At 49.4% G+C, this 12,119-nt stretch carries 10 protein-coding genes; 1 reads left to right on the top strand and 9 read right to left on the bottom strand.

The window, feature by feature from the left end:
- Positions 1-11: 11 nt before the first annotated feature.
- Positions 12-893, bottom strand: a complete 882-nt coding sequence (locus HW273_RS04910) for a YicC/YloC family endoribonuclease (RefSeq protein ID WP_243206746.1) — start codon at positions 891-893, stop codon at positions 12-14.
- A gap of 296 nt (positions 894-1,189) precedes the next feature.
- Here HW273_RS04910 and HW273_RS04905 point away from each other — a divergent pair, with 296 nt between their 5' ends.
- The gene (locus HW273_RS04905; RefSeq protein ID WP_179010716.1) at positions 1,190-2,989 is read left to right on the top strand and encodes an Rqc2 family fibronectin-binding protein; all 1,800 of its coding nucleotides are present in this window, start codon (positions 1,190-1,192) and stop codon (positions 2,987-2,989) included.
- A gap of 59 nt (positions 2,990-3,048) precedes the next feature.
- Here HW273_RS04905 and HW273_RS04900 read toward each other — a convergent pair whose 3' ends face one another.
- From HW273_RS04900 to HW273_RS04865, 8 genes are all read right to left on the bottom strand, one after another.
- Positions 3,049-4,185, bottom strand: coding sequence for an alpha/beta hydrolase family protein (locus HW273_RS04900; RefSeq protein WP_179010715.1), 1,137 nt, complete (start codon positions 4,183-4,185; stop codon positions 3,049-3,051).
- 40 nt (positions 4,186-4,225) lie between these two features.
- Positions 4,226-4,999 (bottom strand): response regulator transcription factor, encoded by a 774-nt coding sequence (locus tag HW273_RS04895; protein ID WP_179010714.1) that lies wholly within the window; start codon positions 4,997-4,999, stop codon positions 4,226-4,228.
- A 21-nt stretch (positions 5,000-5,020) separates the two neighbouring features.
- Positions 5,021-6,838: a cache domain-containing sensor histidine kinase gene (locus tag HW273_RS04890; RefSeq protein ID WP_179010713.1), complete on the bottom strand. Its 1,818-nt coding sequence runs from the start codon at positions 6,836-6,838 to the stop codon at positions 5,021-5,023.
- 12 nt (positions 6,839-6,850) lie between these two features.
- A complete protein-coding gene (locus HW273_RS04885) occupies positions 6,851-7,681 on the bottom strand; it encodes a carbohydrate ABC transporter permease (RefSeq protein WP_179010712.1) in 831 nt (276 codons plus the stop codon).
- The gene (locus tag HW273_RS04880) at positions 7,681-8,535 is read right to left on the bottom strand and encodes a carbohydrate ABC transporter permease (RefSeq protein WP_179010711.1); all 855 of its coding nucleotides are present in this window, start codon (positions 8,533-8,535) and stop codon (positions 7,681-7,683) included. The genes HW273_RS04885 and HW273_RS04880 overlap by 1 nt, the downstream gene beginning before the upstream one ends.
- 80 nt (positions 8,536-8,615) lie before the next feature.
- Positions 8,616-9,956, bottom strand: coding sequence for an ABC transporter substrate-binding protein (locus tag HW273_RS04875; RefSeq protein ID WP_179010710.1), 1,341 nt, complete (start codon positions 9,954-9,956; stop codon positions 8,616-8,618).
- Between the two features lie 131 nt (positions 9,957-10,087).
- Positions 10,088-10,846, bottom strand: a complete 759-nt coding sequence (locus tag HW273_RS04870; RefSeq protein WP_243206745.1) for an ABC transporter permease — start codon at positions 10,844-10,846, stop codon at positions 10,088-10,090.
- Positions 10,833-11,912, bottom strand: a complete 1,080-nt coding sequence (locus HW273_RS04865) for an ABC transporter substrate-binding protein (RefSeq protein ID WP_179010708.1) — start codon at positions 11,910-11,912, stop codon at positions 10,833-10,835. Before HW273_RS04865 ends, HW273_RS04870 begins: the two co-directional genes overlap by 14 nt.
- Positions 11,913-12,119: the final 207 nt, after the last annotated feature.

The following is a 12,119-nucleotide window of genomic DNA, read 5'->3' as shown; positions in this document are numbered from 1 at the left end:
CTTCCCTTCTCCTACTCGAGGTTCTGCACCTGCTCCCGAATCTTCTCAATCAGGGTCTTCAGCCGGATCGCATCCTCCGAGACGATCAGATCGTTCGCCTTGGACAGCGTCGTATTTGCCTCACGGTTCATCTCCTGCGCGAGGAAATCCAGCTCTCTCCCGACCTCTCCGCCCTGTCCGAGTTTCTTCCGCATATTATCCACATGACTGTGCAGACGGACGAGCTCCTCATCCGTGCATACCTTGTCCGCATAGACCGTAACCTCCTGCACGATCCTGCTCTCCTCTATCCCGCTCCCGCCGAGAAGCTCCGTCACCTTGTCCCGAAGCCGTTTCTCGTAGTTGGCGACGATCTCCGGCGCTCGAAGCTCAATGCGGCAGACAAGCTCCTCCATTTCGGAAAGCTTCGTGAGGAGATCTCTTCCGAGGTTCTCTCCCTCCAGCGTCCGCGCCTCCACGAAATGCTGTATCGCCGTATCCAGCGCCGGCCGGAGCTGCTCCCAGAGCGCCTCCGGCTCTTCCCCCTCCTCCGAGAGCTGCAGCACCTCCGGCTGCATGGCGATCTGCCGAACCGAAACCTCCCGGGAGAGCCCAAGCTCCGTGCCGATCTGCTGCATCGCCTCGAAATACGCCCTCGCAAGCTCCATATTCAGCCGAAGCTTCCTCCCCCTTTCGGAATAATCCTCATAGGTGATATAGAGATCGACCTTCCCCCTCGCGAGCTTCGTCTTTATCCTTTGACGGATCCGTGCCTCCAGCGCATTCAAGCACTTCGGCATCTTGATATTGAGATCCAGAAAACGCGAATTTACCGACTTCAGCTCTACAGAGATCCTGCTGTCTGCACTGGAAGACTCCGCCCCGCCGAAGCCGGTCATGCTCCTTAAATCCATGCCTGCTCCTGTCCTGCTCCCGACGGCCGTCCGGAGCCATAGTTGTTTTTTCCTCAGATTTCATTTACACTAAGATCCGGATTGCCTGTCGCTTCCCGATTTCCGCAATCTCCCGGCTTCCGCTTTGAAGCACTTCAGCGGAAGCCGCTCTGAGGGCTTAACTTTAAGTATAACGTATATGCGCAGGGATCGGCAAGTATAAATATTCCGTATAAGCCCCTGTCAGTCGGCGTGAAAACGTCACATTTCAAGAAACAAATATTTCGCATGAATATTTATTTAAGGAGGCAAACGATATGGCTTACGACGGACTTGTGGTCAGCGCCAGCATAAAGGAATTCCGGGAGCAGCTGCTCGGCGGAAAGATTGCGAAAATCACCCAGCCGGAGAAGGACGAGATTCATCTCATGATCCGGCGTCAGAAGGAGAGCTTCCGCCTGAAGCTCTCGGTGAACCCCTCCCTCCCGCTCTGCTGCTTCACAACAGAGAACAGGACAGCCCCCCTCACCGCGCCCGCCTTCTGCATGACGCTCCGGAAGCACATCGGAAACGGCAGCATTCTCTCGATCCGGCAGCCGTCGCAGGATCTCTCGGAGGACGGGCTCGAGCGCGTCATTCTCTTCGAGATCGAGCATCTGGACGAAATGGGAGACCTTGGGAGACGTTTCCTCTCCATAGAGCTGATGGGAAAGCATTCCAATATTATTCTGCTTCGGGAGGATAATCGCATCATCGATGCCATCAAGCGGATCTCCGCCTCCCAGTCCTCTGTCCGTGAGGTTCTTCCGAACCGCGAATACTTCATTCCGGACGCAAGCGGGAAGCAGAACCCGCTCACTGTCTCCGAGGCAGATTTTCTCTCCGGCATGCAAGGCACAGGCGAGCCCGTTTTTCGGGCACTCTACCAGCATTTCACCGGACTCAGCGCCCTCACCGCAAATGAAATCTGCTATCGCGCCGCCGTAGACCCGGATCTCCCGGCGAACAGCCTGGAGGCATCCTCGCTCCGGCAGCTCTATCAGGTCTTTTCTTCTATAATAAGGAAATCCGTTCTGGAGCAGGGCACGAAGCCCTGTATCCTCTACCGAGGGGAAGCACCGCAGGATTTCTCCGCAATCCCGCTTCAAATGTATCTGGGAAGTGCCGGCTACAGCGAGAAGAGCTTTGACTCCATGTCCGCAGTGATCGAGACCTTTCACATAGAGAAGGACAGGAGCTCCCGTGTCCGGCAGAAATCCACAGATCTCCGTAAGATCCTGCACACGCTGCTGGAGCGCTGTACGAAGAAGCTCAGCCTGCAGGAGAAGCAGCTCCGGGACAGTGAGTCAAAAGACAGGTTCCGCATTTACGGAGAGCTGCTCAACACCTACGGCTATTCGCTTCAGGGCGGTGAGAAGGAGCTTGTATGTGAAAACTACTATGACGGGAAGGAAATCGTGATCCCGCTCCGTACAGAATATAGTGCGCAGGAAAACGCGAAGCGCTACTTCGAGAAGTATGACAAGCTGAAGCGCACCGAGCAGAATCTCCATGTCCAGCTCGCGGAATCCCGGCAGGAGCTTCTGCACCTCCAGTCCATCCTGAGCTCTCTGGATCTCGCCGAGGGCGAGGGAGACCTCCGCGAGATCCGAAAGGAGATGGCGGATTTCGGCTTCCTGAAAAAGTCCGGCGTCTCCCGGGAAAAGGTTCGTGCGCAGGACAGAGCACAGCCCTACCACTTCGTCTCCGGAACCGGCTACGACATCTATGTCGGGAGGAACAACTATCAGAATGAAGCAGTCAGCTTCCGTCTCGCAGACGGCGGAGATCTCTGGTTTCATGCGAAAAATGTTCCCGGCTCCCACGTCATCGTAAAGACCGGCGGCGCCTCCCTCGAGTCCCTCCCCGATTCGCTCTTCGAGGAAGCTGCATCTCTTGCCGCCTACTTCTCCTCCCAGAGGCAGTCTGCGAAGGTAGATGTCGACTATACGCTCCGGAAGAATCTCCGCAAGGTGCCGAACGCCGCACCGGGCTTCGTGATTTACCATACAAACTACTCTATGACAGTAGCCCCGAAGCTGCCCCTGCAGGAGGTAAAGGAATCATACCGTACATAAAACGCTTCCGGTGCCGGAAACTCTGCCGCCGGAAGATATAGATCCCGCCCGATATGCGCTTACCTCACGAATCTGTCAAAATAATCCATAAATTGATTCCAATCATATTCATCCATATCATGATTTCCGGTCTTCCTATGGTACGCAATGTGTCCTTCATGAAGCGGCTGCTCGCTATGCGGATATTCAAAGGTCATAAGCCCCGGAACGCCGAGCAGCTCAAATACCGGTGTCGCCTGAATCAAAGCCTCAAATTGTCCCGCCGGATCCGCCCAGATATCAAAGCTTCTGGATGTAGTATACACATGCCGCGGTGCAATCAGGGCAATCAGCATATGCTGGTCAAACGGAAGCCGGTTCTCCTGTCCCGCATATTTCCGGTAATTTTCTGCAAACCAATATGGAAAACGGCCTGTAATGTCGGCAATGGTTTCTGAATGTCCCTTAGGACCTCTTGAAATCGCGTCTCCGCTATTGCCGGCACAGCTGCTGACTGCCATCGCAAAGCGTTCGTCCTGTGCTGCTGCCCAGAGGGCCGTCTTTCCGCCCCTGGAATGTCCAACCACCGCAACCCTGCTGTCGTCAATCAACGGATCTTCAACAAAATAATCCATGATCCGACTGGCAGCCCAAGCCCACGCGGCAATCGCCCCCCATGCATTCTTGGGACGATTTTTCACATATTCCGGAAAAAGACGATGAAACCCTGTCGTAAATCCCTCCTCATAGTCCGGTGCGATCTCCTGGGTACGAAATGCCGCACAGGCATAGCCTCTTGCCACAATCATTTCCGCCGGGTAGAACGGACTCATGAAATGCCTGCATGGATCACTGTCCTTGATTCCTCGATTTACCACCGTCACAAAAGCGGGAACCGGATTCTCCGCACCCGCTGGAATAAATACCGTAAAACAAAAAATAAAATGTCTCCCATTTCGTACAGCTTCTACCTCGACCGTCTGCCGAATCGCCTGTCCTTCCATAAAGGTCTGATTCCGGCGGGAATCCACCAGTCGGATTTCCACCTTCATATTTTTAAGATCCGGGAGTAATCCATATTCCTCCTCTCGGAACATTTTCAGAATCTCCGGACATCTCTTTCTACGCCACTCTTCCGCTGTTCTGACCTCTGTTCCATCCAGACACCTCAATGCGGATGGCACTTTTCTCTTATTTTCCGGATGATGAATATTCATACTGGCCTCCATCTGATTTTTTGTATGCCCTCCGGTTTATTCATGCCTTGATGTCATGCGGGGGGTGTCCATATATTCTTTTAAAAACATCGTAAAAATAGCGATAGTCCTTATACCCCACCATTCTCGCCACTTCATTGACCCGATTCCTTGGATTACGCAGAAGTTTCCTTGCATTTTCCATCTTTACCAGTGTCACATACTGCACAAAATTAAGCCCCGTTTCTTTTTTGAATATTTTACTGAAATAAGCTGTCGATAGGACAAGCTCTTTTCCGATATCAGACAACGCTATGTTCTGATCGATATGCCGATCAATATAGCGTATCGCTTCTGTGACAGACGGAGATAGCGAGGAAAGCCGCGAGTGAATAGCATAGAGCTGCTGCTCCGCACCACGCATGTCCCTCATCTTCCGCACCATCTGATGTCGGCCGTTTTTCTGTATTTTTGCAATAACATTTGTAAGAGCACTCTCCAGCTCTTCTACCATGACCGGCTTCAAGAGATAATCACTGACCCCATAATGCATTGCATCCTTAGCGTATTTAAAATTATCATAGCCGGAAATAATGATAAACTGTGTATCATACGTCTCTTCATGCAGTCTGCGAATAATCTCCAGCCCATCGAACCCCGGCATTTTGATATCAATAACGGCAATATCCGGATCTGTTCTATAGATCAGTTTTAATCCGTCCAACCCATTATATGCTTTTCCAATCAGCTCACAGTCGAACTTTTTCCAGTCTGTGGATCTGCAGATACCCTCTACTGCGATTTTATTGTCGTCAATAAGCACTACGGAAAACAAAGCTCCCCTCTCTTCCTTTTATCAGCCCTGAATTTGTTCAGGATTTTCTACAGTATCGATAGCTTCTGTCATCGGCAGAATAATCTTTACAAGTGTATACTTACGGTATTTCGATTTGATTTTTAATGAAAAATCCTCCCCAAATACCAATTGAAGGCGTTCTCTGACATTGCTTAGTCCGATCCGCTTTGACTGCATCATTGTGTTCTGAAGCATTGCAAGTCTCTTATCAGGAATCCCAACCCCATCATCATACACGCTCAATACCATCCTCCCACTTTCTTTGTAGGCTCTGATCTCTATCGTGCAGGTATCAATTTTTTCCATCATTCCATGCATGACCGAATTTTCTACAATTGGTTGCAAAATAAATGTGGGAATTTCCATGTTGTTCAGACATTCTTCCAGATCCCACTTAAGCTCCAGTCGATCCGGATAAATCGTTTTGCATAACTCCAGATAGTTCTTTACATACTGTATTTCCTCTCTAAGCCTGCATGTCTCTGCCTTTCTTTCCAGACTACCTCGCAGAAACCTTGCAAGCATACCGATCATACGGCTGGCTTCCCTGTCCCCTTTAATCAAAACCACCCCGTTAATAGCCTGAAGGCTGTTAAACAAAAAATGAGGATTTACCTGTGATTGCAGTTCATGGAACCGAGTATTCAAAAGCTCATATTCCTTCTTCTCCTGCTTTTCTTTCTCCGCAATCAGTTCCCTGAGCAATACCTCCATTCGCATTCCGGTATCCTCAATCTTGGTATTGATAACAGAAAGCTCATCGTTTTTTCTTTTGAAGGTCTGAAATTCATGAAATCTTCCTTCAGAAATATTCGTAAGGTTTCGAATAATCACCCTGATTTTACGGGATGTGCTGCCAAACATTACCGCGGCACCTATCGCTATCAGCAGAATACTCATACCAATTCCCGTAGCAGCAAAGTCATTGACAGGACGAATGTATGTAATACTTTGCTGTTCCACATCAAGCAAATTAAGAACCTGCACCTCTCCTCCATTGAGCGGATAAGAAATCGCCAGAATTTTTCCCTCTTCCCGATACAGTCGGAGCACATCCTCAAGCTTTAGCGTCTGATTCAGACCACCCGGGATGCTCTGGTAAAAAAGTCTTCCGTCTATTCCATACACGCCGAATATTCCCGTATAATTCTCATCAAGATTCTTAAAAATGCTTTTAAATACCTCCGGATTGATTTCCGCAAGCAAATATCCGGTAAACCTCATCGCGCTGTAATCAAAGATTGCTCTCGCAAGAATCGGATTCCCTGTCTCGGGATTCAGAAACCAATAGGTGTGTCCCCTGCGTCCTTGAAGAAAGCAGCACTTTTCCTCATAAATTTGATAAATGCTGTCCCCCGTAATACGTGCCGAGGAAAGTCGCGAATGTTTTTCAAGATGAATGTTTCCCTTCGCATCCGCCAATGCGATCCACTCTATATTTCTGCTTTCATTCAGAAGCTGAACCATCCCATTCTGAAGGTCAACGCGTTGCTGAATCTCTTCCCGCAGGCTCAGACCATTATTCTCCCTCACTCCCAGCAGAGCTCCGAAGGTCTCATTTGTTCTGAACAGAGGAAAGTTGTCTTCCGCGATACTCGCAAGCGTATTGCCTATATTCATTCGCACCTGATCCGTCAGCTCATCCGCGCGCGCCGTACTTTCCAACCGAAACTGATGATAGCTCCTCCGGTACACATAAAGAAGCATAAACAAAAAGACACAGCTGTACAGCAAAACAAAAAGAAATATTCGAAAATAAAGAGATTTCCATGGGATAATTCTCTCGTCTCTCTGCTCGCTTTTTCTATTCTGCTTCATATTTCCTCCAAACTATCCCTTCACTGCTCCGGAAGTAATCCCGCTGATGATATATTTCTGCAAGCTCAGGTACAGAAGCAAAATCGGCAGCATAGACAAAATAAATAATGCGAATGCCAAGCCAAGCTCAATGTTATTCTCTCCAAAAAAGAAATACTGCGTCAGCGGAACATTCCGCACCTCTTTTCTTTGCAGCAGAGTGAGAGACATCTGGAAATCATTCCACACATTCAGTGTATTCAGCACCAGAGATGTGACAATAATCGGCTTTAAAAGCGGAAATACTACCTTGAAAAATACTTGATACACCCCGGCTCCATCAATTTCCGCCGCTTCTTCCAGTTCTCTCGGAATGCTCTTCACAAACCCGGACACCAGAAGGACAGTGAAGGCAATCTGAAAGCCTATCTTCGCAAGGACGAATCCGCTTAGCCTATTCAATAATCTCCAATGGAACATATTGACATAAAGCGGAGTCATAATGGACTGAAACGGAATAATCATAGCCCCGACAAAAATATAGTAAATCGTATTGTAGAAGCGATTATTCTTTCTGGCAATCATATAGGAGGCCATGGAACAGATAATTGTAATAAAGAAAACCGCAATCATGGTTGAAAGCAAGCTGTTTTTAACAGCAAGCCCAAAATTAGAGCTTTTGATTGCGTTCGTAAAGTTTTCCCAATGAATCGCTTTAGGAAAAGCCAATCGATTCTGCACCAGCTCCGGCTTTGATTTCAGGGAATAAATGACTGCAATGTAAAAAGGAGATACGACAAGAAGCGCAACCGCACACTTCAGAATTGTGAAAATCCCGCTTTTTATGTTTTTTCCCGTACACATCAGAGCTCCACCTCCCTTGCCCTCAGCATTCTCGAAACAACTGCGCTTAAAATAAAAATCGTTACAGTGAAAATCACCGCAATTGCCTGCCCATATCCGGCCTTATAGTAGATAAACAAATTGTTATAAATCAGCATAGCAAGCGTTTCAGAGGCTCTGCCGGGTCCTCCCGCAGTTGCCGCCATCGGATAGTCAAATACCTTCATTCCCCAGGCAAGCGTCAGCGTCAGGTTGGCTGTAATCGCAGGCCTGATCATCGGAATCGTAATCATCCTGAATTTCTGCCAGACCGTCGCCCCCTCCAGATCTGCCGCTTCATAATAATCCTCCGACACCCCTTGCATCGCGGCGATATATACAACCATACAGTATCCCGCATCTCTCCAAACTGAAATCACCGTCAGTCCATACATTACCCATGTCATGCTTCCCAGCGGACTCGGAATTCCAAACTTATCATAAAAAACATCGCTGTATACATATCTCCAGATGTAAGAGGAGAGCACAAGGCTCAGACAATATGGCATAAAAATACAAGTTCTCAGCAGACTGTTCAGCTTCGATGCTTTAGAAATCATAACTGCAAAAAGAAGACCCAGGATATTCGAAAATACCATTGCAAGTATGGTGAAAAGCAATGTATTCTTCGTAGCGTTAACGAAATTCTTATCCTGAAAAAGCATGGGGTAATTCTTTAATCCAACGAAAATGCGGGTTGCACTCATACCGTCCCAGTTCGTAAAGGACATCGGAATACCTTGCAGAAATGGATAAGCTACAAATATCATGAACATAATGAGGGCTGGCAGTACAAATGAAAATTCCTCCAATCGTCTTATCGTCTTATGGTTCATTTTCTTCCTCTTTCTAAAAAAATCAGAGAGGCATGGATTTCTCCATAACCATCCCTGATTTTCAGTCCCCCTAAAAGCGCTTATTTCTGCGCGTTAATGGATGCGATCTCATCATCTATATCCTTAAGCAGTATCGCAACATCCTGCTGGTCTGCCTCCAGTGCAACATACTCCTGAAGGATGGTACGGAATGCTGTGGAGTACTCGGAGGTATAGTCCGGAACATCCGCCTTTGCAGCGATCTTATCCTCATCAATATATGTCTTGATATCCTGTATCAGCGGTGTCGCACCGTCTGTAGATACATTCACATTGCTGGACATCAGCTTTGCAGTGTCCATCCATATTTCTGATGCTTCATTGCCTGCAAGATAAGTAAGAAAGGTCATAACCTCATCCTTATGCTCTGTATTTTCAGAAACCACAAAACAATCGTCAATGCCGATCCAGAGCTTGTTCTCTCCCGCATTATCGGACCATGGTACCGGAAACATGCCAAAGCTGCCGTCCGGATTTGCTGCCATGGTATCGCCAATCAGCCATCCGCCGTTAATATACATCGGTCTCTGCTCCGCGGCGAAGTTCTGTATCCCCTGTGCCTGATCCACCGCCGTGTCCCCCGGATCCTTGTACCGGGAAATCTTTGTAAAAATCTCAAAAGCTTCCTTCACATCAGGATTGTCCGATAGCATCGCGACCCCACCCTGAGAATCCATCCACACTCTCTGCATTCCTCTTGCGATTGCCATACTTGTAAAGTAGGCATCCAGTTCATGAAATACACCGTGAATAAAGTTATACGGCTGAATCAGCGGATAGGTGCCCTTATCCATAAAGCTATCACAAACCTGAAAAAACTCCTCTCGAGTCGTCGGAACCGAAACGTTAGCTTTCTCAAACATCTTTTTATTATAGAAGCAGCCTTTGGCCTGTGCGTCGATAGGAAAGCCGTAAACACCACCGTTAAGCGTACATTCCCTGACGAGCAGGGGAAGGACATTCTTCATACAATCCTCACCCTTCAAGTCCATGAAATAACCGCCTTCTACAAATTCCGTCATATTCTGTGGTTTGCCGAACATGATATCCGGAGCGTCGCCTGCCGCAATATAATTCTTATAAGTAGCGATATACTGCGCGGAGTTTACAATCTCAATATCTATCCTGATATTCGGGTTCTGCTCATTAAACTTCGTGATAATCCGGTCAAGAGCATCTCTCTTGGCCTGCTCCCCCATATAATGAACCAGACGAAGCGTAACCTCCCCGCCATTGCCGTTATCCTCATTCCCTGCCGTTGCCATATCCGTCTGCGCCGCTTTCGTCTCCGACGCAGGAGATCCGCAGGCTGCCAACGTTCCCGTAAGCATCCCCAGAGTCATTCCCAATGCAATGCATTTTTTTAATAAGCTTTTCTTCATCTCCTCTCCTCCTTATTAAAAATATTTATTTTATAGTTAAAATAATTTTAGCATTGTATCGAGAATGAAACCATGCGAAATTCTTTGTTTTTTATGTGGTATTTTCATCGTAAACGCACATGGTGAACGCTTTATTGTAACCTCTCCATCCGTTCCATACCCCGGCGGAGCATAGTCTCGAACAGCCGCTGCAGTCCTGCCGAGAGCAGTACGATCAGCAGCGTCCATGCGAAGAGATCCGCCGTATCGAGATAGATCTTGGCATTATAAAGCTGCTCTCCGATGGAATGCTTCGGGAGCCCGATCACCTCCGCGGCGATCCCTGCCTTCCACGAGAGTCCCAGCGCCGTGACCGTGGCACTCCGGAAATACGGCAGTACCGCAGGAAACCATATCGTTTTTAGCTGCTCCCATGGGGAAAGCCGGAAAACCTGCGCCATTTCCAGAAGCTCCCGATCGCACTCCCGGATCCCCGTCAGCAGACCCTCATAGAGGATCGGCAGCGCCATCAGAAAGCTGATGCTTGCGGAAAGCTTACGGGAAGGCACCCAGACCAGGATCAGGATAATGAAGGAGGCTACCGGAACCGCACGGATCGCAGCGATCGGAGGCCGCAGCATTTCCGCGGCAAAACGGAAACGGGCAGAAAGCGCGGCCAAAAAAAGTGCGAAGAGCTCCGCAAGGAAAAAGCCCTGCAGTATCCGCCCCGTCGAGAGCAGGGCGGATATATAGAACTCTCTCTCCCGCAGCAGCACAGAAAATCTCCGGATAACAGAAAAAGGAGATACCAGAAGTATCTCCTGATGGAGACTGCGGCTCCCCAGCTCCCAGACAAGGAGCCAGAAAAGCACAGTCTGTATCTTCATTTCCCGGCGCTTACTCCGCGCCATAATAAAAGTCATCCGCCGGAAGCTTGCCGCCCACCGACTTCGGATTCTGCTGGAAGAGCACACCGAGATACCCCGCGAGAGATGCCTTCATCTCCGAACCGTCGATATAAACGATATTGCAGAGAGGGATCGCCTTCTTCGCCACCGGCTCTGCGATGATATCATAGCTGCCGCAGAGCGCCGCGGCGGCAGCCACATTCGCATTCGTGTATGCCACAGATGCCTTGTATTTCTCCAGAAAATCCTTCACCGCCTGCGGATTCTGCTCCGCAAACTGCTTCCTTACGATGACCACTCCGGTCAGAAGTCTGGACGCGTCGTCCTTATTCTGAATCGCATTCCACGCCTCATTCAGATCCAGCGCGACGCGAATCTTGTCGTTCTTCGCCTGTGCCGCTGTCACGAACGGCTGCGGAAGCAGGGCAATCCCCTCCGGGTCGCTCGCCAGCGCTGCAACGCATTCCGCATGCTCGCTCTTCCACTCGATCCGGAGATCCGTATCCGCATTCACGCCATTCTTCTCCAGAATATAGCGCAGCGCATACTCCGGCGTCGCTCCCTTTCCGCTCGCATAGAGGGTCTTTCCTTTCAGATCCGCGACAGAATGCACCGCATCTCCGGTCTCACAGATATAGAGCACGCCGAGCGTATTGATCACAAGCGTCTGCACCTGTCCCTCCGTATTGTTGTAAAGCACCGAGGCAAGGTTCGCCGGAACCGCTGCAATGTCGACTTCTCCCTTCGCGATCTTCGGCGCGATTTCATCCACAGCGGAGAGCAGCTCGAAGTGATAGCGGTTGCTGCTGACCTCTCCCCTGTCGACGAGATCCATCAGCTCTACCATTCCCATCGCCGTCGGTCCCTTCATCGCAGATACCCGGACATCCACCGGCTCCGCATTCGGCTCAATTACCGCTTCCTTGCTCGCTTCCGTCTGCTCCGCGCTCGTCTCTGCAGCACTTGGCGTCGTCTCTATGGCGCTGCTCTCCTGCGGCTTCGCGGCACAGCCCGCGAATACAGATGCCGCCAGCAGCATCGCAAGGATTCCTGCTCCGATTCTCTTCATCTTTTTCTCCTCTTTCGTATTTTTCTTCTTCCACTCCGCAGCCGTTCCCCCGCCGTCGGCGGTTTTCCTGCCTGCATTGTTATCCTATTATAGCATATCCCATCCTGTATTCCAGCCCTCGTTTCGGAAAATCCCTTCCATTCGGTATTGCAAAAACAGAAGTTCTGTGATATTCTGTTTCTATAAGAAAAAACATATGTACGCAAA

It is taken from the genome of Oribacterium sp. oral taxon 102 (genome assembly GCF_013394775.1).
GTDB lineage: Bacteria > Bacillota > Clostridia > Lachnospirales > Lachnospiraceae > Oribacterium.
The sequence above is the reverse complement of the archived record's forward strand: the minus strand, read 5'-3'. Positions and strand labels throughout refer to the sequence as shown.

Excerpts from the sequence above, each read along its gene's own strand:
- HW273_RS04880 (WP_179010711.1), bottom strand. The coding sequence starts at position 8,535 with ATGAACCATAAGACGATAAGACGATTGGAGGAATTTTCATTTGTACTG.
- HW273_RS04905 (WP_179010716.1), top strand. The coding sequence starts at position 1,190 with ATGGCTTACGACGGACTTGTGGTCAGCGCCAGCATAAAGGAATTCCGG.
- HW273_RS04890 (WP_179010713.1), bottom strand. The coding sequence starts at position 6,838 with ATGAAGCAGAATAGAAAAAGCGAGCAGAGAGACGAGAGAATTATCCCA.
- HW273_RS04885 (WP_179010712.1), bottom strand. The coding sequence starts at position 7,681 with ATGTGTACGGGAAAAAACATAAAAAGCGGGATTTTCACAATTCTGAAG.
- HW273_RS04865 (WP_179010708.1), bottom strand. The coding sequence starts at position 11,912 with ATGAAGAGAATCGGAGCAGGAATCCTTGCGATGCTGCTGGCGGCATCT.
- HW273_RS04900 (WP_179010715.1), bottom strand. The coding sequence starts at position 4,185 with ATGAATATTCATCATCCGGAAAATAAGAGAAAAGTGCCATCCGCATTG.
- HW273_RS04870 (WP_243206745.1), bottom strand. The coding sequence starts at position 10,846 with ATGGCGCGGAGTAAGCGCCGGGAAATGAAGATACAGACTGTGCTTTTC.
- HW273_RS04875 (WP_179010710.1), bottom strand. The coding sequence starts at position 9,956 with ATGAAGAAAAGCTTATTAAAAAAATGCATTGCATTGGGAATGACTCTG.
- HW273_RS04910 (WP_243206746.1), bottom strand. The coding sequence starts at position 893 with ATGGATTTAAGGAGCATGACCGGCTTCGGCGGGGCGGAGTCTTCCAGT.